This is a genomic window from Janthinobacterium sp. HH104 (assembly GCF_001758715.1).
GTDB classification, from domain to species: Bacteria; Pseudomonadota; Gammaproteobacteria; order Burkholderiales; family Burkholderiaceae_D; genus Janthinobacterium; species Janthinobacterium aestuarii.
Genome location: NZ_LRIB01000050.1, coordinates 95162 through 117828, shown reverse-complemented (window position 1 = coordinate 117828; position 22667 = coordinate 95162). Strand labels below are relative to the sequence as shown.

23 protein-coding genes are annotated in these 22667 nt (G+C 62.7%); 17 read left to right on the top strand and 6 right to left on the bottom strand.

The annotated features are described in order from the left end of the window. The 3 genes from mshL (JAB6_RS23915) to JAB6_RS23905 all read right to left on the bottom strand — a co-directional run. Positions 1-1931 (bottom strand): pilus (MSHA type) biogenesis protein MshL (gene mshL / locus JAB6_RS23915; protein ID WP_083292959.1); only part of this gene is annotated, 1931 nt, incomplete at its 3' end. Between the two features lie 107 nt (positions 1932-2038). Further along, entirely contained in the window at positions 2039-3412 is a 1374-nt protein-coding gene (locus JAB6_RS23910) for an ExeA family protein (RefSeq protein WP_254671773.1), read from the bottom strand. Next, positions 3409-4137, bottom strand: coding sequence for an ABC transporter ATP-binding protein (locus JAB6_RS23905; RefSeq protein WP_070305058.1), 729 nt, complete (start codon positions 4135-4137; stop codon positions 3409-3411). The genes JAB6_RS23910 and JAB6_RS23905 overlap by 4 nt, the downstream gene beginning before the upstream one ends. Before the next feature lie 213 nt (positions 4138-4350). On the opposite strand from JAB6_RS23905, the gene JAB6_RS23900 reads away from it, so the two are divergent. The 17 genes from JAB6_RS23900 to JAB6_RS23820 all read left to right on the top strand — a co-directional run bounded on the left by JAB6_RS23900 (position 4351) and on the right by JAB6_RS23820 (position 19705). Next, positions 4351-6054 (top strand): GspE/PulE family protein, encoded by a 1704-nt coding sequence (locus JAB6_RS23900; protein WP_070305056.1) that lies wholly within the window; start codon positions 4351-4353, stop codon positions 6052-6054. 1 nt (position 6055) lies between these two features. After that, positions 6056-7291 (top strand): type II secretion system F family protein, encoded by a 1236-nt coding sequence (locus JAB6_RS23895; RefSeq protein ID WP_070305054.1) that lies wholly within the window; start codon positions 6056-6058, stop codon positions 7289-7291. Then, a complete protein-coding gene (locus tag JAB6_RS23890; RefSeq protein ID WP_070305053.1) occupies positions 7291-7797 on the top strand; it encodes a type II secretion system protein in 507 nt (168 codons plus the stop codon). The genes JAB6_RS23895 and JAB6_RS23890 overlap by 1 nt, the downstream gene beginning before the upstream one ends. Positions 7798-7873: 76 nt before the next feature. Further along, the gene (locus JAB6_RS29895) at positions 7874-8353 is read left to right on the top strand and encodes a type II secretion system protein (RefSeq protein ID WP_070305051.1); all 480 of its coding nucleotides are present in this window, start codon (positions 7874-7876) and stop codon (positions 8351-8353) included. Positions 8354-8497: 144 nt separating this feature from the next. Next, positions 8498-9052: a Tfp pilus assembly protein FimT/FimU gene (locus JAB6_RS23880; RefSeq protein ID WP_070305075.1), complete on the top strand. Its 555-nt coding sequence runs from the start codon at positions 8498-8500 to the stop codon at positions 9050-9052. Further along, complete coding sequence (locus JAB6_RS23875) at positions 9042-9599, top strand: type II secretion system protein (RefSeq protein ID WP_070305050.1); 558 nt, start codon at positions 9042-9044, stop codon at positions 9597-9599. Before JAB6_RS23880 ends, JAB6_RS23875 begins: the two co-directional genes overlap by 11 nt. Then, positions 9596-10498 carry a prepilin-type N-terminal cleavage/methylation domain-containing protein gene (locus JAB6_RS23870; protein WP_070305048.1) on the top strand — a complete coding sequence of 301 codons (903 nt, stop codon included), beginning with the start codon at positions 9596-9598 and terminating at the stop codon, positions 10496-10498. Before JAB6_RS23875 ends, JAB6_RS23870 begins: the two co-directional genes overlap by 4 nt. Beyond that, on the top strand, positions 10495-10947 hold the full coding sequence (locus JAB6_RS23865; protein ID WP_070305046.1) for a hypothetical protein: 453 nt from the start codon (positions 10495-10497) through the stop codon (positions 10945-10947). The genes JAB6_RS23870 and JAB6_RS23865 overlap by 4 nt, the downstream gene beginning before the upstream one ends. 131 nt (positions 10948-11078) lie before the next feature. Beyond that, entirely contained in the window at positions 11079-12038 is a 960-nt protein-coding gene (locus tag JAB6_RS23860; RefSeq protein WP_070305045.1) for an agglutinin biogenesis protein MshI, read from the top strand. Further along, positions 12035-12697, top strand: a complete 663-nt coding sequence (locus tag JAB6_RS23855) for a hypothetical protein (protein WP_070305043.1) — start codon at positions 12035-12037, stop codon at positions 12695-12697. Before JAB6_RS23860 ends, JAB6_RS23855 begins: the two co-directional genes overlap by 4 nt. Further along, complete coding sequence (gene gspM / locus JAB6_RS23850; protein ID WP_070305042.1) at positions 12697-13395, top strand: type II secretion system protein GspM; 699 nt, start codon at positions 12697-12699, stop codon at positions 13393-13395. The genes JAB6_RS23855 and gspM overlap by 1 nt, the downstream gene beginning before the upstream one ends. Next, a complete protein-coding gene (locus tag JAB6_RS23845; protein ID WP_070305040.1) occupies positions 13380-13769 on the top strand; it encodes a hypothetical protein in 390 nt (129 codons plus the stop codon). Before gspM ends, JAB6_RS23845 begins: the two co-directional genes overlap by 16 nt. Positions 13770-13807: 38 nt before the next feature. Then, positions 13808-15592: a pilus (MSHA type) biogenesis protein MshL gene (gene mshL, locus JAB6_RS23840; protein ID WP_070305074.1), complete on the top strand. Its 1785-nt coding sequence runs from the start codon at positions 13808-13810 to the stop codon at positions 15590-15592. Continuing rightward, complete coding sequence (locus tag JAB6_RS23835) at positions 15593-16495, top strand: ExeA family protein (RefSeq protein ID WP_034755331.1); 903 nt, start codon at positions 15593-15595, stop codon at positions 16493-16495. Positions 16496-16512: 17 nt separating this feature from the next. Then, positions 16513-17583 (top strand): tetratricopeptide repeat protein, encoded by a 1071-nt coding sequence (locus JAB6_RS23830; protein ID WP_254671771.1) that lies wholly within the window; start codon positions 16513-16515, stop codon positions 17581-17583. A gap of 26 nt (positions 17584-17609) precedes the next feature. Continuing rightward, the gene (locus JAB6_RS23825) at positions 17610-18512 is read left to right on the top strand and encodes an alpha/beta hydrolase (protein WP_254671769.1); all 903 of its coding nucleotides are present in this window, start codon (positions 17610-17612) and stop codon (positions 18510-18512) included. A 95-nt stretch (positions 18513-18607) separates the two neighbouring features. Beyond that, positions 18608-19705 carry a serine hydrolase gene (locus tag JAB6_RS23820; protein WP_083292953.1) on the top strand — a complete coding sequence of 366 codons (1098 nt, stop codon included), beginning with the start codon at positions 18608-18610 and terminating at the stop codon, positions 19703-19705. A gap of 89 nt (positions 19706-19794) precedes the next feature. Here JAB6_RS23820 and JAB6_RS23815 read toward each other — a convergent pair whose 3' ends face one another. The 3 genes from JAB6_RS23815 to JAB6_RS23805 form a co-directional block, all read right to left on the bottom strand. Next, complete coding sequence (locus JAB6_RS23815) at positions 19795-20898, bottom strand: HD-GYP domain-containing protein (RefSeq protein WP_070305037.1); 1104 nt, start codon at positions 20896-20898, stop codon at positions 19795-19797. Between the two features lie 48 nt (positions 20899-20946). Beyond that, on the bottom strand, positions 20947-22125 hold the full coding sequence (locus JAB6_RS23810; RefSeq protein WP_070305036.1) for a pyridoxal phosphate-dependent aminotransferase: 1179 nt from the start codon (positions 22123-22125) through the stop codon (positions 20947-20949). Positions 22126-22208: 83 nt separating this feature from the next. Beyond that, on the bottom strand, positions 22209-22643 hold the full coding sequence (locus JAB6_RS23805; RefSeq protein WP_070305034.1) for a putative toxin-antitoxin system toxin component, PIN family: 435 nt from the start codon (positions 22641-22643) through the stop codon (positions 22209-22211). Positions 22644-22667 lie beyond the last annotated feature (24 nt).

The following is a 22667-nucleotide window of genomic DNA, read 5'->3' as shown; positions in this document are numbered from 1 at the left end:
AGCCTACGACCAGGTGCTGGAACTGGCGCCGGCGGGCCATCCGTGTACGGCTGGCTGTTGAGCGGCGCCTGGCCGGGCAGCAGATAACGGTAGTCGCGGTAATCGCCCTCGACGCTGGCATCCTTGACGACGACGGGGCGCATGAAGATCACCAGTTCCGTCTTGCTGCTTGCTTCATTGCGATAGGTAAACAAATTGCCGACCAGGGGCAGGCTGGACAGGCCCGGCACGCCATCCTTGGCATTGTCGACGGAGTCCTGCATCAGGCCGCCCATCACGGCGATCTGGCCATTGCCCACCTTCATGATCGACTCCAGTTCGCGCGCCTGGATCACGGGCACGCGGTTGCGCACGTTTAGCGCGGCCAGGGCCGGATTCGGGTCCTGCTCATAGCCGACGATGCGCGTGATGGTGGGGCGCACGTTCAGAGTCACTTCATCGCTGTCGGAAATCTGCGGCGTGACGCTCATGACGAAGCCGACGGGCACGGTTTCCAGTTTCGATTCATACGTGGCGGGCGTGGTGATGGTGCCCGTCGAGCTGATCACGGCAGGCGTTACCTTGATGGTAAAGAAGACATTGTTGTCGACCACCTTCAGCATGGCCGTCTGGTTGTTGAGCACGCTGATCTTCGGGCTGGACAGCACTTTTACCTTGCCGAACGACTCGAGCAGCTGGATGGTCGTGCTGAAACTGTCCTTCAGATAATTGAGCACGAAGATACCCGGCGTGGCGCCGGGCGTGACGCCGCTGCTGAGGGCAGTCGTACCCACTTGCTGCTGCCGCAACTGCAAGCTGCCCGTCAGGCGCGACCAGTTGATGCCTTGCTGGTATTCATTGCTCAGGCGCACTTCCATGATGGTCGCCTCGATCAGCACTTGCCGCTTGGCGCTATGCAATACCGCATCGAGGAATTCGGCGATCTTTTCGTGCTGGCGGCCCGTGGCCCGCACGGCGATCAAGCCGCCTTCCACGTTGACGACGACCGACGAGGGGCTGCCCTTGTTGGCGAGTTTCAGCAGCGGCAGGCCGTTCGCGTCGAGCGGCTGGGACGGGTTTGCGTTGGTATTGCCCTGCTGCTGGCCTGGCGCATACTGGCCGCCAGTCTGCATCGGCGCCTGGCTGCCGTATTGATTGCCGGCCTGATTCTGCTGCTGGAAAGGCTGGCCTTGCTGTCCCTGCTGTCCCTGCTGCCCTTGTTGACCGGGCATGCTCGTCAACTGCTGGTTCAGCTGCGCCAGCGGGTCCACCTGCACATCGTTGAGTGTGGTCTCGCGCAGCAGGTCGCGGATATTCTTTTCCAGGCTGTACCAGAAATTGTTTTCCGAACGATTCACGACCAGGGTGGTCGAGTTGTTATTGCCGTTGCCGCCGCTGCCTTGCGTGCCGCCGACGGGGTTGCTGGCGCTGTTCGACCCGCCGCCCGCCGTGGAAATTTGCGTGGCGATATTCACGCTGCTGTTGGTGCTGCGCGCCATGTTGACGTAATCGACCTTGTAATTGCGCCATACGGGCGCGTCGGGCAATACCGTCAGGTTCTTGCCATCGATTTCGTAGCGCATATCGACTTGCTTGCCGATACGCGTCAGCAGTTGCGGCAGGGTCTGGTTCAGCGCATTCAGGGTGACGCTGCCTTCGATCTGCGGGTGGATGTCGATATTCATGCCCGCGTCGCGCGCCAGCGCAAACAGCAGCGATTGCACGGGCACCTTGTGCACGGTGACGCTGTAGGTTTCCACTTTTGGCGCAGGCAGGGGCGCGGCCAGCGCGCTGCTTTGCTGCACCGGTTCAGGAATGGCGCCGGCTGGGCGGGGCGGGGTATTGATGTGGGCAGGCGACAGCGGCGTTTGATGCGTGGCGCAGCCGGCCAGCACGGTGCTGCAGGCGAGGGCGACCCAGGAGGCCAGCACAGGAATAGGGTGTTGATTCATGAAAAGTTCGCCCTTGAAGTCGTGTTGTGCTTTTGTAATTTTACCCAGCATGATCGCCTAAAAGCAATCGGGTGTGCGGGCCCCGGAGGCAATATACCGAAATAAAGTCAAGGGGCGCCACGCCCGGTTTGTGCCGGTGTCGCGGCTTTAATTTCCGCACGGATACTATCTATGTCGTACAGCAATATTTTCTGTGGCGACGCAGGGGCCAGCCTAGCCCAAACGGCCTCGGCGCTGGCCCGGTCGGCGAAGCTGCCGTAGACGATGTCCAGGCGCCCGGCGGCGTTCGCGGACGCCGCGCCGGGCAGGCGAAACACGTGCAGGTCGCGCAGGCCGATGGCTTGCTGCGCCTGCTGCAGGAAAGCTTCCGCCGCGGCCGTTTCGGTGGCGGGCAGGCTGGCGATGTGCAGCACCAGTTGCTGCGGCAATTGCCGTGCCAGCCAGTCGCGCGATTCCGCCAGCTTGCTGTCGAGCAGCGTCGACGGCGCAGGCAGCGTTGGCAGCGGCGCACGTGGGACTGCTGCCTGGCCCGGCGCCAGCCATTGCCACAGCAGCGCGGCGGCCAGCAGCACCATCAGTGCGCTCAAGGCACCCGCCAGCAGCTTGCCCGCATGCCACGGCGGGCGGTGGAAGGGACTGTCGGCAATGGCCAGGCGCACGTGGCGCGCGCCGATTTCCTGCGCATCGTCCGCAAACGCGGCCAGCAAGGCCTTGTCGGAGAGGATATTGACCCTGCGCACAATGCCTTGCGCCGCGCGCGCCAGCCGGCGCAGCGCGGACGGTGTGAAGACGAGCGGCGCCATGCGGCCGGCGGCGGCCAGGCGGCAGGCCAGATAATCGTTCAGCAAGGCTTGCGGCAGGCGCGGCACGGTAAAACTGTGGGTGATGCGCTCCTTCAATTGGCGGAACTGGGGCAAGTCCAGGGTGTGCTGCAATTCCGGCTGGCCAAACAGGACGATCTGCAGCAGCTTGTGGCTGGCCGTTTCCAGGTTCGTCAGCAGGCGCAGCGCTTCCAGGGTGGCGCCCGGCATGGCTTGCGCTTCTTCGGCCAGCAGTACCACCTGGCGCCCCGCCGCATGCCTGCCGATCAGCTCGCCGTGCAGGGCGCGCAGCACGGCATCGGCGCCGCGTCCGTCCAGTTCCAGGCCCAGTTCGGCGGCGATGGCGTGCAGGACTTCGTCCGGCTCCAGGCGGGGATTGAGCAAATACAGCACGTCGACCTGGGGCGGCAGGCGCTCGGCCAGCATACGGCACAGCATGGTCTTGCCGCTGCCTACTTCGCCCGTCAGCTTGATGATGCCTTCGCCTTGCGTGACGGCATACAGCAGCGCGTCGAGCAGTTCGCCCCGTGTATTGCCCGTATAAAAAAAGGCCGGGTCCGGCGTGATGCCGAACGGCGCCGTGCGCAAGCCGAAATGGCGCAGATACATACCGTGCGGCGAGGGCGCGTAGTGGCTGGAAACCTGCGTGCCGGTGTTCATGCCGCGATGCAATTGAGAAAAGCCTGTTCCAGGCTGGCGCCGGCAGCACCGCCATGGCGCGCGCGGCATTCGGCGGGCGTGCCTGTAAACACGATGCGGCCCGCATGCAGGATGGCCATGCGGTCGCACAATTCTTCCACGTCGGCCAGCGCATGCGAAGTGAGCAGGGCGCCGCGGCCCTGCGCACGCGCTTGCCGCAGCACTTGCTTGAACTGCGCGCGCGCTTTAGGGTCGAGTCCGCTCATCGGTTCATCGAGCACCAGTTGCCGCTTGCCCGACAGCAGGCAGGCGGCCAGCCCCAGTTTTTGCATCATGCCTTTCGAATATGCGCGCGCGGGGCGCAGCAGGGCGTCCGGCGCCAGCTCCAGCGCGTCCAGGGCTTGCTGCACGGCTAGCGCATCGGGACGCACATCGTGCAGGCGCGACAGGTAGCGCAGGAAGTCGCCGCCCGTCAGGTAATACGGCGCCTGGAAGCGTTCCGGCAGAAACGACAGCGGTTGGCGCGCCGCGCCGTGCCGGTGCGGCTGGCCGAAGATGGCGATATCTCCCCGCTCTGGCGTGCAAAAGTCCAGCAGGCATTTCAGCAAGCTCGTCTTTCCCGCGCCATTCACGCCGACGAGGCCGAACAGTTCCCCCGCGCGCACTTGCAGATCGACGCCGCGCAGCACGGCGCTGCCCGCCAGTTGCAGATGCACGTTGTGGAACTCGATGGCGCAGGCGTTCATAGGGGCAATGGTCGGCAGGAAAGGCGGTGAACGACCGCCATTATTGCCACGGGCGCAGGTGGGCGGCAAGCGTTTCCTTGCAGTGTGTTGAAATGCGCAAAAATCAAACGTTGGAATGTATTTTCTTTAAGAAACAACAGGTTCTGGAATAAAATACCCCCGCGCGCCGCTGGCGTGTATCGTCTGTGGAATTTGTTTGTCGAGGAGTATGCAATGGCAAGGCCAGAGAAAGTCCGGCTCGGTGAAATTTTGGTGCAGCAGAAACTGCTGACGGAAGAACAGTTGGGCCAGGCCTTGACGGAACAGAAGCGTTCGGGACGCAAGCTGGGCCGCGTTTTTGTCGAGCACGGCTTCGTTACGGAAGAGCAGATTTCGGGCGCGCTGGCGCGCCAGCTCGACATTCCCTACATCAATCTGAAGTTTTTCAACATCAATCCCGAACTGGTGCGGCTGCTGCCGGAAACCCAGGCGCGCCGTTTCCGCGCGCTGGTGCTGGAAGACCGCCGCGAGGGTTTGCTGGTCGGCATGTCCGATCCGACCGACCTGTTCGCGTACGATGAAATTTCGCGCCTGGTCAAGCGCCAGATCGAACTGGCTGTGGTCAATGAGACGGAAGTGCTGGCCGCCATCGACCGCATCTACCGCCGCACGGAAGATATCTCGACCCTGACGCGCGAGCTGGAGCAGGACCTGGGCGACGTGTCCGTCGACTTCGGCGCGCTGGCCGCCAATCCGGGCCTGGAAGAGGCGCCCATCGTCAAGCTGCTGCAATCGGTGTTCGAGGATGCCACGCAGGTGCGCGCTTCGGACATCCACATCGAGCCGCAGGAAGGCCGGCTGCAAATCCGTTTCCGTATCGACGGCGTGCTGCACCTGCAGACGGAAGCGGACAGCAAGATCGCCAGTTCGCTGGCGCTGCGCTTGAAACTGATGTCGGACCTCGATATTTCCGAGAAGCGCCTGCCGCAGGATGGCCGTTTCGCCATCCGCGTGAAAAACCAGCGCATCGACGTGCGTATTTCCACCATGCCGACGCAGTATGGCGAATCGGTGGTGATGCGTTTGCTGAACCAGGGCGGCACGACCTTGCGCCTGGACGCCATCGGCATGCCGCCCAAGCTGGTGCAGCAGTTCCGCGCCATCGTCAGCCGCCCGAACGGCCTCGTGCTGGTGACGGGGCCAACCGGCAGCGGCAAGACGACGACCTTGTATTGCGCCTTGTCCGAACTCAATTCCGTGGAAAAAAAGCTCATCACGGTGGAAGACCCCGTCGAGTACCGCTTGCCCGGCATTAACCAGGTGCAAGTGAACGAGAAGATCGAGCTGAACTTTGCCAGGGTGCTGCGCTCGGCCTTGCGGCAAGATCCCGACATCGTGCTCGTCGGCGAGATGCGCGACCAGGAAACGGCGCAGATCGGCCTGCGCGCCGCCATGACGGGTCACTTGGTGCTGTCGACCCTGCATACGAACGACGCCATCAGCACGCCGCTGCGCCTGATGGACATGGGCGTGCCCCGCTACATGGTGGGCAGCTCGCTGCAAGCCGTGCTGGCGCAGCGCCTGGTGCGCGTGATCTGCGAAAGCTGCAGCACGCCATACCAGCCCACGCCGAACGAATACGAATGGCTGCGCCTGGAACTGGGCGAGCTGGTCGAGCGCAACCAGTATTTCCACGGCAAGGGCTGTTCGCATTGCAACGGCATGGGTTACCGGGGCCGTACGGGCGTGTATGAATTGCTGGAAATCACGCGCGCCGTGGCCGATGCCGCCAACCATGCCGACCCATCGCATTTCATGAAGGTGGCGACGGCGCAGATGGCGGGCGAAACCTTGCGCCGCCACGCCGTGCAACTGGTGGTACAGGGCCGCACGACGGTGATGGAAGCGATGCGCATCAGCAACCAGAGCGAGGATTGAGGTGCCGTTTTTCTCCTACAAGGCACGTAGCGCCAGCGGCGAACTGCTGACCGGCGTGATGGAAGGCGCCGACAGCGGCGCCGTGGCCGACCAGTTGATGGCGGGCGGCAGCACGCCCGTCGATATCAGCGCCACGAAACAGACGGTGACGAAGGCCGGCGCCAACCAACTGGGCTGGTGGGCCAGGCTGACCGAGAAAAAAGTCACGCCCATGGACGTGCAGCTGTTCAGCCGCCAGCTGTACACCCTGCTCAAGGCGGGCGTGCCCATCATGCGCGGCCTGGCCGGCTTGCAGGAGTCCGCCATCAGCCCCGCGTTCGGGCGCATCATCAAGGATGTGCGCGAATCGCTCGACGCTGGCCGTGAGCTGTCGGCCGCCATGGCGCGCCATCCCACGATCTTCACGCCGTTTTACTTGTCGATGGTGCGCGTGGGCGAAATGACGGGGCGCCTCGACGAAGTGTTCCTGCGCCTGTTCAACCACCTGGAATTCGACCGCGACATGCGCGCGCGCGTGAAAACGGCGACGCGCTACCCGACCTTCGTCGTCTTTGCCATGCTCGCCGCCATGATCGTGGTGAATATCTTCGTCATTCCCCAGTTCGAGAAAGTGTTCGCCAGCTTCCACGCGGAACTGCCCCTGATGACGCGCATCCTGATCGGTACCTCGCGCTTCACGGTGACGTACTGGCCCATCCTGCTGATGCTGGGCGTGGGCGGCTTTTTCGGCTGGCGCGCCTGGCTGCGCACGAAAGAGGGCTTATACAAATGGGACCGCGCCAAGCTGCGCCTGCCGATCGCCGGCAAGATCATCCTGAAGGGCACGATGGCCCGCTTTGCGCGCAGTTTCGCCTTGTCGAGCACGAGCGGCGTGCCCATCGTGCAGGCACTGACCGTGGTGTCGCAAACGGTCGACAATACTTATCTGAGCGCGCGCGTGGAACAGATGCGCGACGGTGTCGAGCGGGGCGAAAGCATCTTGCGCACCTCGGTCGCGGCCGGCGTGTTTACGCCCGTGGTACTGCAGATGATCGCCGTGGGCGAGGAATCCGGTTCGCTCGACGACCTGATGGACGAGATCGCGGACATGTACGAACGCGAAGTCGACTATGAATTGAAGACCCTGTCGGCGCAGATCGAGCCGATCTTGATCGTCTTCCTCGGCGCCATGGTGCTGGTGCTGGCGCTGGGCATCTTCTTGCCGATCTGGGACCTGGGCCGGGCGGCCCTGCACTGATGGCAAAGCCGTTCCGCCAGCGCGGTTTCACCCTGTTCGAGCTGGCGGTGGTGGCGGGCGTGTTCGCCATCCTGGTGGCGGTATTGTTGAACCGGGTCGGCTATTACCAGCAGCAGGCGCAGCAGGTGGCCGTGGCCCAGATGCTCGGCGTCTTGCGCACCAGCTTGCGGGTGCAGGTGCTGCAGCTGTACCTGGCGGACCGGCGCGACAAAATGCCGGCGCTGGCGCGGCAAAACCCGTTCGACTGGTTGATGGATAAACCGGCCAACTACCTGGGCGAGTTCGCGCAGCCGGACCTTGCAAAATTACAGGCAGGGAATTGGTTGTACGACAAAAAAGAACAAAAAATTATCTATTTGTTTAGTAATGGCAATATTTTTCCCACTACGAGGGTTGATTCAGTGAAATTTAAGGTAACCTTGCCGGGTGCGGACGCCGATCTTGACAAGCTCTCCCGGGAGCCCGATATCGTGGTGTGGAAATCGCCGGACTCGGCAGCAAACTGACGCGCTTCCTGGTCTGGTGCGGCGACAGTTTCATGGCGTTGGTTTTAATGTTTTTATTTGATTTTGGAGAGCAGGTATGAATAAGTCTTTACGTAGTATGAAAAGCGGCGCCCAGGCAGGTTTTACCCTGATCGAACTGATCGTCGTCATCGTGATCCTCGGCATCCTGGCGGCGACGGCGATTCCTAAATTTATCGACATGTCGACTGATGCGCGCGTGGCCAAGATGAATGCGGCCGCTGGCGCCGTCAAGGCGGGTGCGGCGCTGTACCATGCGCAATACCTGGTCAACGGCGACTCGACTAAAGCGGTCGTGATGGAAGGCAAGACCATCAAGGATGCGTTTGGCTATCCTGCGGCCAGTGCTGACGGCATACAAGAAGCTGCTGGCTTGTCGGTTGATGATTACAATGTCACCTTTGCCGGCTCCGTCATGACCGTTGCGGTAGACAAGGCCACGACACGCGCCAGCTGCTCGGTAGTGTACACGGCGCCTGCCGCTGCAGGCGGAGCACCTGTTATCACGGTCAATGCAAAAGCCGAAAATTGCGGCTAAACATATAAGCACACAACAAGGAAAGTCAGGCCACGCCAGCCTTCCTTGCGCACCACCAGCCCAACCCCAGGCGCCAGCCCGTTGGGCTTTTTTACGGGCCATCCATTGCAGCAGCCACCGACAGTCTTTCCGCATCGCCACGCAGTGCCGCCAGGCTCGCTGAGGCGTACGCCTGCGCGCGGCTTCACCTTGATCGAACTGGTGGCCGTGATGGTGATCGCGGGCTTGCTGGCGACCTTTGCCGTCAACCGGTTTTTCCAGCGCGACACGTTCGACGCGCGCGGTTTTGCCGACCAGGTGACGAATATCGTGCGCTACGGGCAAAAGCTGGCTGTGGCGCAAAACCGTGCCGTGTTTGTCAGCATCGATGCCAACAAGGTGGCCCTGTGCTTCGACGCCGGCTGCAGCGATGAGCAGAAGGTGGTGCCGCCGACGGGCAACAACAGCGGCAGCAAGGAGACGCTACAGCATTGCCTGGGTAGCAATTGGCTGTGCGAAGGCCGTCCTTCCGGCGTTACCATGTCCACCGATCCCGTCAAGTCGGCAAGTTTTTATTTCGACGCGCTGGGCCAGCCATATGCGCTGGCCAATGTGTTTCCTGACGCATCGACCTTCCCGGGCCCGCTGCAAATCAGCATCCAGAGCAATGGCCTGACGCGTACCGTCACGGTTGAAGGGGAGACCGGCTATGTCCATTAGCCAGCGTCGCCAGCGTGAACGTGGCGTGACCCTGATCGAACTGGTGCTATTCATCGTCATCGTCGGCCTGGCTTCGGCCGCCATCCTGGGCGTGATGAGCCTGACGACGCAACACAGCGCCGACCCGCAGCTGCGCAAGCAGGCGCTGGCGATTGCCGAAAGCATGCTGGAAGAAATCCAGCTGGCGCGGTTTACGTTTTGCGATCCGCAAGACCCGGCCGCGGAAACGGCCGCCAACCCCGCCGGCTGCGCTATCCCGGAAGTGGCCGGACAAGAGGCGGGCGGCGCGGGGCGTCCTTTCGATAACGTCAACGATTACGTGGGCGCGTATGGCGCAGCCACGGACTACAAGACGGATGCGCAGGGCGCCGTCTGGGCTGCTGGCTCCCCCCAGACATATGTTGCATCGGTAACGATCACTCCCGTAGCCCTGAATGGCTTACCTGCCACGGAAGGCCTGCGTATCCAGGTGGTCGTGCCGTATGCCGACCAGCAGGTCGTGCTCGACGGCTATCGCGTGCGCTATGCGCCGAACAGTATTCCATGAAAAATTTCCTTGACACCAGGCGCCGCCCGCGCGGCTTTACCCTTATCGAGATGGTCATCGTGATCGTCATCACGGGCATCATCGGCGCCATGGTCGCCGTCTTCATCCGCGTGCCCGTGCAAGGCTATATCGACACCACCGCGCGCGCGGCGCTGGCCGATACGGCCGATACGGCGGCGCGCCGCCTGACGCGCGACGTGCGCCTCGCCTTGCCGAACAGCGTGCGCGTGACGGGCGGGGGCCAGTTCCTGGAATTGCTGCTGACCAAGACGGGCGGGCGCTACCTGAGCGACAGCGATCCGGCCGGTCTGGGCAATGTGTTGAGCTTCGAGACCCCTCCCGCCGCCGGCGTTCCGGCGAGCTTCACCGTCGTCGGCGCCATGCCCGCCAATGCGTTGGGCGCGCGCCAGGCGATCAGCGTGGGCGACCAGATCGTCGTCTACAACCTGGGCGGAGCTTACACGCCGAACGATGCCTATTTCTGCAGCGCGGCAAATGGCTGCAACCGCGCGCCCGTCACGGGCGTGGCCGGCCGTGTCGTCACCTTGGGCAGCTATCCTTTCACGACGGCGCCTGCGCCGCTGCCGTCGCCGTCGAACCGTTTTCAGGTGGTGTCGACGCCCGTCACCTATGCCTGCAATCTGGCGACCGGGACCCTGACCCGTTACGACGGTTATGTGATCCAGGCCGCCCAGCCGGCTGTGGAAGGCACCGCGCCGCTGGTGGCGGCGAATGGCGCCCTGCTGGCGCGCCAGGTGACGGCGTGCGCTTTCAGCTATACGGTGCTGGCCAATGTGCAGCGGGGCCTGGTGAATATCAGCCTGAGCCTGGGCGCGGCGAACAGCAATACTGGCGTGCTGCGCCTGGTGCAACAGGTGCAGGCGAGGAATACGCCATGACGCACTTGCTGCGCCACCGCGCGCGCCGCATGCGCGGTTTCAGCCTTGTCACGGCCATTTTCCTGCTCGTGGTGCTGGCCGCGCTGGCGGCCGTGATGGTGAATATGTCCACCTTCCAGCAGACGGAATCGGCGTTGGACGTGCAGGGCGTGCGCGCCGAGCAGGCCGCCCGCGCCGGCCTTGAATGGGGTTTGCAGCGGCAGATCAGCGCCGGCCTGACCGCCGGTGCGGCGTGCATCGGCGCCACCACGTTCAGTTTGCCACCTGGCACGACCCTGTCGGCGTTCAGCGTCAGCGTGCAATGCAACACGGCCACGGGACCCGGCACCTTGACCAGCTGGACCATCACGGCCACGGCTTGCAACCAGCCTGGGCCTGCCGGCTGCCCGAACGCGGGCAATAACCCCGATTACGTCCAGCGCCGCCTGCAAGCCGTGTTGTCGCAGTAAGGTCAACTGCGTGAAAAAAAGATCGCTAATTTATTGTTTTTACACAATAAAGTTGGCTTCATGAATTAAAATTGGCTGGATGCATTAACTGCGCGACAAGATCGGGCAGGCACTTACACTGGATAGTTCGCATGGGTTTATTCGCAAGAGCAAAGAAGTACGATGGCTGGCTGGCCACGGCGTTTGGCCGCGAGGGCGTCAGCGCTGTCGTTGTCGAACGTCCCGCCGGCGGGATGCCGCGCGTGCTGCGTGCCAGCTACCAGGCGGCCGCACGACCGGCGCCGGCCGAGGTGCTGGAAAAACTGGGCAAGGAGCTGCAGGCCCCCTCGCGCCACTGCACCAGCGTGCTGGCTGGCGGCGAATACCAGCTGCTGTCGCTGGAAGCGCCGGCCGTGCCGCGCGAGGAGTTGAAGACGGCCGTGGGCTGGCGCCTGAAGGATATGCTGGACTTTCCACTGGCCGACGCCACTATCGACGTGTTCGACATTCCCGGCGATCCGAACGGCACCCAGCGGGGCAGCAGCGTGTTTGCCGTCGCCGCGCGCAACAGCGCCGTGTCGCGCCGCCAGGCGCAGTACGCCGAATGCAAGATCGGCCTGTCCGTGATCGATATCCCCGAAATGGCGCAGCGTAATATCGCCACCTTGCTGGAAACGCCGGGACGCGGCATCGCCGTGCTGTTTTTCGATGGCGACGGCGGCTTGCTGACCATGAGTTTCAATGGCGAGCTGTACCAGGCGCGCCGCATCGACGTGACCCTGTCGCAATTGCAGTCGCCCGATGCCAGCCAGTACTATGACCGCGTCACCCTGGAACTGCAGCGCTCGTTCGACCACTTCGACCGCCAGTTCCATTTCATTTCGCTGGCCCGGTTGATGCTGATGACGGGCGCCAGCGATGGCTTGCACGCCTATCTGGCCGACAATCTCTACATGCCCGTCGAGCAGCTGGACCTGGCTACCGTGCTGGACTTGTCGCAGGCCGCCGAATTGCGCGACCCCGCCATGCAGGCGCGCTACTTCCTGGCCATCGGCGCGGCCTTGCGCGAGCTTGGCCCGCACCCGGGCAAGCATGAAGGGAAGGGCGCATGAGCCAGCAGATCAATCTGTTCAATCCCCAGTTTGAACTGAAAAAACACCATATGTCGGCGAGCACGGCCGGCCTGGGCCTGAGCGCGCTGGCACTCGTCTTGCTGGTCCTGGGTGTGCTGGCCCGGCAGGCAATGGCCGGCCTGGAACAGCGCGAAGCGGGCGTCAAGGCGGCACTGGCGCAAGTCGAGGCGAAGCGCGACCAGATTTTGCGCGATTACCCGCCACGCAAGAAAGAGCCGGCCCTGGCGCAGGAACTGGCGGCCGTCGAGGCGCAGCGCCAGTTGCTGCAAGACGCGGCTAGCATGCTGGACAGCGGCAAGCTGGGCAATACCCTCGGCTATGCCGGCTATTTCCGCGCGCTGGCGCAGGCCAGGGTCGAAGGCGTATGGCTGACGGGCGTGGACATCGCCGGCGCCGGCAATGACTTTGGCTTGCAGGGCCGCGCCTTGCACGCGTCGCTGCTGCCCGCGTACATCACGCGCCTGGGCCAGCAGGAAATACTCAAAGGCAAGAGCTTTGCCAGCCTCGACATCAGCCAGCCCGAGCAGCCGGCCGTGGCCGAGGGCAAGGCGGCCAGCCTGCCTTACGTCGCGTTCAGCCTGCAGTCGGCGGAGCGTGCTGTCACGCCGCCCAAACCTGTTGCGGGAGGAACACGCTGATGCTGCCCTTGCTGAAGAAATGGGCCACCGCCTTCGATGCCCTCAGCCGGCGCGAGCGGCTGATGGTGTTTGGCGCCGGTGCGGCCGCCGTTCTGTTCGTATTTTATTTCATGAGCCTCAATCCCTTGCTGGCGAAGCATGCAGCGCTGGAAGCGAGCATTGCGCAAAAGCAAAGCCTGTTGACCGCGACGAACAAGGAAATCGAGCTGACCATGCTCGCCCATGCCACCGATCCCGACAAGGAAGCGCGCGCGCGCCTGCTGGCCCTGCAGGCGGAAACGGCATCCCTGGCGCAGGCGCTGCGCGAGAAGCAGCATGGCCTGGTGGCGCCCGAGCGCATGGTTACCTTGCTTGAGCACCTGCTGCGCCGGCACGCGGGATTGCGCCTGGTGTCGCTGAAAACCTTGCCCGGCAGCGCAGTCGGCGCACATCAGGCCGAAACCGCAAACGGCGATGCGGCGGCCAAGGCGGATGCCACCAAGGCGCCGGCCCCGGCGCCGTTGCTGCACCAGCATGGCGTGGAAGTGGTGCTGCAAGGCAGCTATGCGGACATGGTGCAATACATGCAGGCGCTGCAAGCGATGCCGACGCGCGTCTTCTGGGGCGCCGCCCACCTCGATGCGGCCAGCTACCCAAGCGCCACTTTGACCCTGACTTTACATACCCTCAGCATGGACGACACATGGATCGCACTCTGACCTTTGGTCCCGCGCTGCTGGCGCCTTTGCTCATGCTGAATCTGGCATGGCCTGGCGCGCAGGCGCAGGCGCTCGATGATCCGACGCGTCCGCCCGCGGCCCTGTGGGCGCCCGCCAGCGCCGCGCCCGTCGTTGCGGCCCGGCCTCAGCTGCAATCGGTGCTCATTTCCACCCAGCCGGGCGGACGCCGCCTGGCCGTCATCGATGGCCAGACGGTCAAGGTCGGCAGCAGGGTGGGCGACGCCGTGGTGACGGAAATCCACGACACGGCAGTGCTGTTGCGGCGTGGCAAATCACTGGAAACCTTCAAGCTGTACCCGAGCAGCAAGACCGATCGCAAGACCGATAGCAAGACCGGCAGCAAGCAGGAGTAGAAGAAGTGGCCAAGCAACTCAATCAACACAAGGCGAGCATGTTCAAGATCAGTACGATGGCGGCTGTCATCAGCGTCAGCCTGGGCCTGGGCGGCTGCAATGTCGCGCCCGTCAAGCGCGACACCTACAATGCGATCTCCGATGCCGTCAAGGGCGCGGCGGCCACCACGGCGCCAGCGGCCCAGCCCGATGCCGTGGAAGCGGCGCTGCTGCCACCTGTGGCGGCCTTGGCCCAGCAATTGCCGAAGGCCCGCGCCGCGCTCGACGAGCGCTTCAACGTGGCTTTCAACAATGTGCCGGCGCGCCAGTTCTTCACTTCCATCGTGGCCGGCACGCGCTACAACATGCTGGTCCACCCTGACATCGGCGGCACGATTTCCGCCAACCTGAAGGACGTGACCCTGTTCCAGGCGCTCGACGCCGTGCGCGAACTGTATGGCTACGATTACAAGGTCGAGGGCACGCAGATCTACATCAAGCCCCTGACCATGCAGACGCGTTTGTTCCACGTCAATTACCTGACGGGCGCGCGCCGCGGCAGTTCCAACCTGCGCGTCTCGTCGACGTCCGTGGGTTCGGTGGGCTCGACCAATTCGGGCGGCTCGGGCAATGGCGGCAATAACAACCAGGGCAATAACCAGAATAACGAGCAGAACCAGCAAACCAATGGCGGCCAGGGCGGCCGCACCCTGGACAGCAGCAACCTGACCACCTCGTCGACGGCCGATTTCTGGCCGGAATTGAGAGCGGCTCTGGAAGCCATCGTCGGCAGCAGCGAAGGCGGGCGCCAAGTGGTACTGAGCCCGCAGTCGGGCGTGATCGTCATCCGCGCCATGCCGGAAGAGTTGCGCAATGTCGACATGTACCTGAAGGCCACGCAATTGTCCGTCGACCGCCAGGTGATCCTGGAAGCGAAAATCCTCGAAGTCGAGCTCAACGACAATACGCAGACGGGCATCAACTGGGCCTCGTTCGCCTCGATCAAGAGCGGCCACACGAACCGCATCTCGACCGGCTTCATCCAGCCGGGCGGCACCCTGGCGCCGCTGCCGTTCAACGGCGGCCAGCCGCCGAACATGACCACCGGCAATGGCTTGACGGCCAGCAGCGGCTTTGGCCTCAGTTCGGCGGCCAACGCGGCCGGTTCTATGTTCGGCCTGGCTTTCCAGACGGCCAATTTCGCCGCCATGATTTCTTTCCTGGAATCGCAGGGTTCCGTGCATGTACTGTCGAGCCCGCGCATCGCCACCATGAATAACCAGAAGGCCGTGCTGAAGATCGGTACGGACGAGTTTTACGTGACGGGCGTGTCGACCACGACGAACACGACGGCCAGCGGCGCGACGACCAGCCCCAACGTGACCTTGCAGCCCTTCTTTTCCGGCGTGGTGCTGGACGTGACGCCGCAGATCGATGCGGATGGCAACATCATCCTGCACGTGCACCCGTCCGTGAGCCAGGTGTCGACCATCAGCAAGGAAATCGACCTGGGCAGCGCCGGTTCGCTGAAACTGCCGCTGGCCGCATCGAGCACGTCCGAGATGGACAGCATGGTGCGCAGCCAGGATGGCCGCATCGTCGCCATCGGCGGCCTGATGCGCCAGGCCACGACGTCGGACCGCTCGCAAGTGCCGGGCGCGGGCGACCTTCCCGTACTGGGCGCGCTGTTCCGCAACACGGGGCAGGTGATCCAGAAGCGCGAGCTGGTGGTGCTGATCAAGCCGACCATCGTCGATGGCGCCAACAGCTGGAACGAGGACTTGCTCGATTCGGGCAAGCGCATCGAGGCGCTCGACCCGCGCCGACCGTCGGAGCGGCGCTAAATGTACCAGGCCCATTTCGGCTTGCGCGAGGCGCCGTTCGGCCTCACGCCCGATACCAGTTTCTTCTTCAACGGCCCGCAGTCGCAAAAGGCGCTCAACACCCTGCTGGTGGCGGCGCGCAATGGCGAGGGCTTCATCAAGATCACTGGCGAAGTGGGGACTGGTAAAACCTTTTTGTGCCGCAAGTTCATGCAATCGTTGGGGCCGGATTTCGTCACGGCCTACATCCCGAATCCGAACTTGCCGCCCCGTTCGCTGATCCTGGCGCTGGCGGACGACCTCGATGTGCTGCTGGAGAAAGATGCTGATCAGCATCAGTTGCTCAAGTCCCTCAACCTGCGCCTGCTCAACCTGGCGGCGCAAGGCAAGCGCGTGCTGCTGTGCCTGGACGAAGCGCAGGCGATTCCCGTCGATAGCCTCGAAGCGCTGCGCCTGCTGACGAATCTGGAAACGGAAAAGCGCAAGCTGCTGCAAATCGTGCTATTCGGCCAGCCGGAACTCGACGTCAAGCTGGCCCTGCCGGAAATTCGCCAGCTGGCGCAGCGCATCACCTTTCACTACCACCTGGGTCCGCTGTCGCGCGATGACGTGGATTTCTATGTGGCGCACCGCCTGCGCGTGGCCGGCTTCGATGGCGCGCGCCTGTTCAGCCGTGGCGGCGTGCGCAAGCTGTACCAGGCTTCCGGCGGCATCCCGCGTCTGATCAACATCATGGCGCACAAGGCGCTGATGGTGGCGTATGGCGAAGGCCGGCAGCAGGTCAGCGGGCGCCACGTGGCGCTGGCCGCCAGCGACACCCTGGCCAGCAAGCCGCGCTTCTGGCAGAAGCCCTGGCCATGGCTGGCCGGCGCCGGCGTGCTGGCCGCCGCTTGCGGCGTGAGCTGGACTTTATTGAACCGATGACGAAGATGAGCCTGTAGATGAGCCTGATTAACAAGATGTTGCAAGACCTCGATGCGCGCGGCACCCCCGATGGACGCGGCGACGCGGCCGGTATCCGCTCCGTGCCCGAACGCGAGCGGGGCCTGCCGCGCGCGCTGGTCTTTGGCGGCGCTGCCGGCTTGACGGCCGCCGCCATCGCCCTGGGCTGGGTCTACCTGAAGCGCCCGGCCGTGCCGCCCGTGCTGATCAATGTGGCCAGTACGCCTGTTCTGGCTCCCTTACCAGTGCCGGTGCCTGTCGTTGCACCGGCTCCCGTGGTGGCTGCACCAGTTGCGCCCGTCGTGGCGCTTGAACCCGAACCCGTGTTCCAGGCCGAGAAAGTTGCTCCCGCGCCCGCCAAGGCGCGGCCCGCCGAAATGCGCCGCATCGTGGAAAAAGCGGCCAAGCCTGCCGCTGCGTCCGTGGTAAAAACGCCCGCACCGGCCGCCAGCGAGCGCATCATCGACGGCAAGCACGTCACTGCCCAGCAGCGCGTGGAGAACGAATACCGGCGCGCGCTGGCCCAGTTGCAGGATGGCCGCGTCTCCGACGCCATGCTGGCCTTGCAGCAGACCCTGCAGCTGGACCCGCGCCACCAGGGCGCGCGCGAAACCCTGGTGCGTCTGCTGCTCGAAGCGCAGCGCCCCGACGAGGCGGCCCGCCAGTTGCAGCTGAGCCTGGCATTGGACCCGAAACAGCCGGCGCAAGCGATGATGCTGGCCCGTCTGCAGCTGGACAAGGCCAACGGCGGCGCGGCCGCCCTCGATACCCTCACGCGCAGCTTGCCGTACGCCGCCGACAACGGCGAATACCGCGCCTTCCTGGCCGGCGTGCTGCAGCGCGAACAGCGCTACCGCGAAGCATCGGAACAGTATCAGCAGGCCCTGCAGACGGCGCCCGACAACAGCGTCTGGTGGATGGGCCTGGGCATCGCCTTGCAAGCGGACAACCACCAAGCCCAGGCGCGCCAGGCGTTCGAGCGGGCCAAGGGCTTGCAAACCCTGTCGCCGCAATTGCAGGCGTTTGTCGAGCGAAAATTGGTGCAGCTGACGGCGGCTGTGTCGAAGTAACTTTTACCTCAATGAAAGAAACCAGCTTGAAACCTCGCAATCTGCTCGTCGTCCTGTGCTGCCTGGCCAGCAGCGCCCTGGCCGCACCCGCCAGCCCGCCAGCCAGCTACGTGCTGGAAAATACGGAAGTGCGCGACATCCGTGCGCAAGCCCTGAAACGCGACTATCAGCTATATGTCGCCTTGCCCGATTCCTATCGGCAGGGAAATAAACGCTATCCGGTGCTGTTCGTCGTGGATGCCAATTACTCGTTCCCCATCGTGCGCAATATCGCGCAGCGTCTGAACAAGCATGCGGGGATGGAAGAAGTCGTGGTGGTCGGCCTGTCGTACGCCAACGGCGATGGCGGGGTGTACAGCCGCCGCCGCGACTACACGCCCACCACGCCGCGCAAGCACGATTACCGCTCGGACATGCCGGGGCGGCAACCAGCGTTTGGTGAAGCGAAGGCGTATGGCCAGTTCATCTCGGGCGAGGTGTTTCCCTTTATCGCCAGTAACTATCGCGTCAACATGCAGCGCAAGGTCTTCATCGGCCATTCCTACGGCAGCCTGCTGGGTCTGCAATTTTTGCTGACGGAACCGCGCACCTTCGAGCACTACATTCTCGGCAGCCCGTCGCTGTGGTACGACGCCGGTGTCATGTTCGACCGCGAGCAGGCATATGCGGCCAGCCACAAGGACTTGCCTGCATCCGTGTTCTTCGGCATCGGCGGCCTGGAAAAGCTGGCGGCGGGCAAGAAGCGTTCGCGTTTGGAGGAAGAGGCCGACATGCTGGCCGACCTGCGCGAGTTCGATGGCAAGCTGAAATCGCACAAGTACCCGGGCCTGAAGACGCGCTTGCGCGTGTTCGAGGATGAAGACCATGCGAGCGTGTTTCCCTTTATTTTGACGCATGGCTTGCGCGCGTATTTGAAGTCTTCAAACTGACGGTTCTGTTGCTGGCCGTTTGAATTCGCAGCCACGCAGTGGGCGGGGGTATAATTTTCCCAGTTGAAGGTTGTAAACCAAACGACAATATCACCATGAAAACTTCTGATGCTGATAAAAAAGCGACTTCGCCACTGAAAATATTGGCGATTTCATTTCTATTGACAGGCGCTGTATTCGCCAATGCCCATGCTGAAAGTCATTCACCTGCAGACAAGTCGGGTGACTACGCTGCTGAAATTGACAGCTTGATCAAGGAAATAAGTCCAAGAAGTTTCAATGGGGTCATTCTCATCACGCAACATGGGAAAACAATATACTCAAAAGCCTATGGCTATGCGGATTTTGAAAATAAGGTGCCGTTGAAACTGGACGACAACTTCAGGATCATGTCGAATAGCAAGCAGATCACGGCAGCGTTGATTTTGCGGGAAGTTGAAAAAGGCAGGATCGACTTGCATAGTCCCGTTAGAAAATACTTGCCTGATTTGCCGCAGGCGTGGGCCGACAAAGTGACCGTGCATCAGCTGCTCAACTTTTCGGCAGGAATCACTGAGATTGACCAGCCACTGAGCTTCCAGCCCGGAACGGATTTTTTATACGGCGTGACAACGTACGCCATGCTGGGACATATTTTTGAAAAAGTAAGCGGGAAAAAGTATATCGAAGCGGCAAATGACTTGTTCAAAGAGCTGGCAATGGACAATAGTTTTTGCTATGAGGAAGGCAAGAAGAATAACGTTATCAATGGCTATGTCAATTCGAAAAATGTATTCGCATTGAAAATGCATCCTGTTCAGGGGCAAGGCTGGGTTGATTTTATTCCCGCTGGAGGCATTGTTTCAAATGCAAGGGATTTGAATGCATGGGATGAAAAACTTCATAAGGGGAAAATCTTAAAGCCGGAAACCTACAAGCTGATGACAAATTATGACATATCCAGTCAGCACGTCGCTTTCGGTGCTGAAAAAAATGGCTATGGTTATGGTGTCTATGTCAGTGACAAGACGCCGATTAAATACATCGGCCACTCCGGAAAAGGCTTGGGCTTTGCATCAATCAAAATGTATTTCCCTGAAAAAGATGTCGACGTTGTTGTCCTGGAAAATCAGTTCAGCGAAGACAGCGCCCTTCATTACTATTTTGAAATAAAAATAAGAGAAATAGTGATGAATAGCAATCTTTTGAGATAGTAAAGATCACTTCGAATCATCAATTTTGCAGGCTGCCTGCGAAACTTGTCATCAAGGCATTCGCGTATTGCGACCCATGCCAATAAGCGCTACAACCGCGCTTCATCCCCCCACACATGCCGCATGCTGAAGCGCACGCCCGCATCATCTTCATGCAGCGAGGAAACGATGGCGAACTGGCTGTCGCCCGTGTCGCGCGGCGTCATCTGCGATAGCTGGGCGGCGGCCAGCGGCGCGCCCAGCGGGTCGCTGAGCGGGTGGACCTGGCCGGCGCCCCGTTGCGTGACGACGCCCAATTCGCCGCTGCGCAGGCGCACCAGAGTGCCCGGTGGATATTTGCCCAGCAGATTGACGAACTGTTCTCCCAGCAGCGGATCGATAGGTACGCCCTGGTCGAGGAAGATGTGCTGCAGCGCCTGGTCGGGCACGATGGAGCGCCGGTAGTTGCGCGCCGAGACGCGGGCGCAATAGCGGTCGGCCAGGCCGATCAGCTTGGCATTTTGCAGGATTTCATCGGCCGTGCGCCCCTGCGGGTAGCCGCTGCCGTCGTCGTTTTCATGGTGCAGCAGTACACAGCTCAGCCATTCCTCGTCGTCGACACCGGCGCAGCGCAACAATTCCGTGCTTTCCTGCGGATGCTGGCGCACGATGCGCATTTCCTCGTCATTCAGCGGGCCACGCCGGTCCTGGAAGCTGTCGTGGTGGCGCAGCATGCCCACGTTCATCGTCAGCGCGGCCGCGCCGATCAACAGCAATTCGTCGTGGGACTTGTGCATGCTGCGTCCTACCAGCATGGCCAGCAGCGCCGTTTCGATGCAGTGGCGCACGGCGTAGCTGCCGGCGATCTGGTTGAGCAGGATGCTGGCCAGGGCGATGTCGGCATCGTGCTCGAGTGCGCGCAGCAGTTCGCGCGCGATGTCGCGTACGTCGCGCTCGGCATTGTTTTCGCTGCGCAAGGCCAGCAGCAAGCGCTCCAGGCGCTGCGCCGCTTCGTTGAGCAAGCGCAAGACGGGTGGCTGGTCCGGTGCGCCCACGTACAGGCCCAGCTGCATTAGCCGCCCCAGCTGCGCGCCGTCCGTGATGATCTGTCCCTTGCGCAATTGCGGGCCGGCGCTGTGGTCGGCCAGAAACAGATCCCAGGGCAGGGGTTCGCCGGGAACCAGGTCGGCTGGGCCGATGCGACGCTGTACCATGCTTGTCATCCTTTGCCCCGCCGCAGCGAAGCCATGTTCAGTGCTCGGTTATATGCTGCGCAGGCGCTCGAGCGCAAGGCGCAAGGTTTCGTCTTTCTTGGCAAAGCAGAAGCGCACGATGCCCGACTCCTTGCCCTGCGCATAAAACGCGGACACGGGAATGGCGGCCACCTTGATTTCCGTCGTCAGCCATTCGGCGAACTGCGCTTCGCTCTCTTGCGAAATGGCATCGTAGCGCACGCACTGGAAATACGTGCCGTCGGCTGGCAACAGGGTAAAGCGGCTGCCCGCCAGGCCATCGCGGAACAAGTCGCGCTTGCGCTGGTAGAACGCGGGCAAGTCCAGGTAGGGCTGCGGGTCGGCCATGTAGCCGGCCAGGCCGTGCTGCATCGGCGTGTTGACGGTAAACACGTTGTACTGGTGCACCTTGCGAAACTCCGCCGTCAGTGCGGCCGGGGCGGCTACATAGCCGACCTTCCAGCCCGTCACGTGATACGTCTTGCCGAAGCTGGAGACGATGAAGCTGCGCGCCGCCAGTTCCGGGTTGCGGCTTAATGAGGCGTGCGGCACGCCGTCGTACACCATGTGTTCGTAGACTTCGTCGGACAGGATCAAGATTTGCGTGCCGCGCACGATGTCGGCCAGCGCGGCCACATCGGCGGGGCGCAAGATCGTGCCAGTCGGGTTGTGCGGCGTATTGATGATGATCAGGCGCGTCTTGCTGCTGACGGCAGCGGCCAGCTTGTCCCACGGCACGCTGTACCCGTGTTCACCCACCTCCATGGAGACGAGCACGGGCACGCCGCCGGCCAGCGCGATGGCGGGCAGATAGCTGTCGTAGGCCGGTTCGATGACGATGACTTCGTCTCCCGGATGCACGCAGCACAGGATGGCCGTGGTGAGCGCCTGCGTGGCACCGGCCGTGACGGTGATTTCCGTGCCGGCATCATAGCTATGGCTGTACAGGCTGGCGATCTTCGCGGCAATCGCTTCACGCAAGGGCGCGGCGCCCGTCATCATCGGATACTGGTTGTGGCCGGCGCGCATGGCGTCGCTGACGCGGTCGACCAGTTCAGGCGCGCAATCGAAGTCGGGAAAACCCTGGCCCAGGTTGACGGCGCCATGCTGGGCCGCCAGGCTGGACATGCGGGTAAACACGGTGGTGCCGACAGCAGGCAAGCGGGTGGTCAGGGCGGGAGTCGTGTAGGGCAGGGACGGGCTGTTCATGAACGGTAGGGGCGCGGTGCGGAAAGTGGAATCGTGTCCCATTCTAGCGCAGCGCGCCCCGTTGCGTGCGGGGCTTTAAAGGCTCAGCCTGGCAATGCCCAGCCTTCCGGCACCATGATCTTGAACATGCCGGCTTTGGCCGTCTTGCGGGCCAGTTTCAGCAGCGCCTTGTCCTTGGTGATGAGGATGTCGGCGTTGGCGTCGCGCGCCAGTTCGAGGAATTTCTGGTCATCCTTGTCCGTGCAGACGGGCAGGCGTACGCCTGAGACGGGCGGCGCCACGACCTTGATGTGGGCGTCGAAGCGGGCGGCGGCAACGGCGCGGCTCGCTTCATCGAGCGGCAGATGCTTGTAGTGCAGCACGACCAGATATTCCGCGCGGCAATCTTCGCGCGTAATGGCATGCACGGCGCCGCTTTCCATGGCCGCCAGCAAGCCCGCCCAGCGCGGGTCGTTGAAGACGAACAGGTCGAGGCAAACGTTGGTGTCGAGGACGAGTTTTTGTGGAGCAGGTATCATGTCGGCAATTCTATTCTGTAGTGA

What these genes read in the sequence shown, in the direction of transcription:
- JAB6_RS23820 (WP_083292953.1), top strand. Translation starts at nt 18,608, where the DNA reads ATGAAAACTTCTGATGCTGATAAAAAAGCGACTTCGCCACTGAAAATA.
- mshL (WP_070305074.1), top strand. Translation starts at nt 13,808, where the DNA reads ATGTTCAAGATCAGTACGATGGCGGCTGTCATCAGCGTCAGCCTGGGC.
- JAB6_RS23855 (WP_070305043.1), top strand. Translation starts at nt 12,035, where the DNA reads ATGAGCCAGCAGATCAATCTGTTCAATCCCCAGTTTGAACTGAAAAAA.
- JAB6_RS23870 (WP_070305048.1), top strand. Translation starts at nt 9,596, where the DNA reads ATGAAAAATTTCCTTGACACCAGGCGCCGCCCGCGCGGCTTTACCCTT.
- JAB6_RS23890 (WP_070305053.1), top strand. Translation starts at nt 7,291, where the DNA reads ATGGCAAAGCCGTTCCGCCAGCGCGGTTTCACCCTGTTCGAGCTGGCG.
- JAB6_RS23900 (WP_070305056.1), top strand. Translation starts at nt 4,351, where the DNA reads ATGGCAAGGCCAGAGAAAGTCCGGCTCGGTGAAATTTTGGTGCAGCAG.
- JAB6_RS23860 (WP_070305045.1), top strand. Translation starts at nt 11,079, where the DNA reads ATGGGTTTATTCGCAAGAGCAAAGAAGTACGATGGCTGGCTGGCCACG.
- JAB6_RS23830 (WP_254671771.1), top strand. Translation starts at nt 16,513, where the DNA reads ATGAGCCTGATTAACAAGATGTTGCAAGACCTCGATGCGCGCGGCACC.
- JAB6_RS23905 (WP_070305058.1), bottom strand. Translation starts at nt 4,137, where the DNA reads ATGAACGCCTGCGCCATCGAGTTCCACAACGTGCATCTGCAACTGGCG.
- gspM (WP_070305042.1), top strand. Translation starts at nt 12,697, where the DNA reads ATGCTGCCCTTGCTGAAGAAATGGGCCACCGCCTTCGATGCCCTCAGC.
- JAB6_RS23805 (WP_070305034.1), bottom strand. Translation starts at nt 22,643, where the DNA reads ATGATACCTGCTCCACAAAAACTCGTCCTCGACACCAACGTTTGCCTC.
- JAB6_RS23910 (WP_254671773.1), bottom strand. Translation starts at nt 3,412, where the DNA reads ATGAACACCGGCACGCAGGTTTCCAGCCACTACGCGCCCTCGCCGCAC.
- JAB6_RS23835 (WP_034755331.1), top strand. Translation starts at nt 15,593, where the DNA reads ATGTACCAGGCCCATTTCGGCTTGCGCGAGGCGCCGTTCGGCCTCACG.
- JAB6_RS23815 (WP_070305037.1), bottom strand. Translation starts at nt 20,898, where the DNA reads ATGGTACAGCGTCGCATCGGCCCAGCCGACCTGGTTCCCGGCGAACCC.
- JAB6_RS23875 (WP_070305050.1), top strand. Translation starts at nt 9,042, where the DNA reads ATGTCCATTAGCCAGCGTCGCCAGCGTGAACGTGGCGTGACCCTGATC.
- JAB6_RS23810 (WP_070305036.1), bottom strand. Translation starts at nt 22,125, where the DNA reads ATGAACAGCCCGTCCCTGCCCTACACGACTCCCGCCCTGACCACCCGC.
- JAB6_RS23865 (WP_070305046.1), top strand. Translation starts at nt 10,495, where the DNA reads ATGACGCACTTGCTGCGCCACCGCGCGCGCCGCATGCGCGGTTTCAGC.
- JAB6_RS29895 (WP_070305051.1), top strand. Translation starts at nt 7,874, where the DNA reads ATGAATAAGTCTTTACGTAGTATGAAAAGCGGCGCCCAGGCAGGTTTT.
- JAB6_RS23845 (WP_070305040.1), top strand. Translation starts at nt 13,380, where the DNA reads ATGGATCGCACTCTGACCTTTGGTCCCGCGCTGCTGGCGCCTTTGCTC.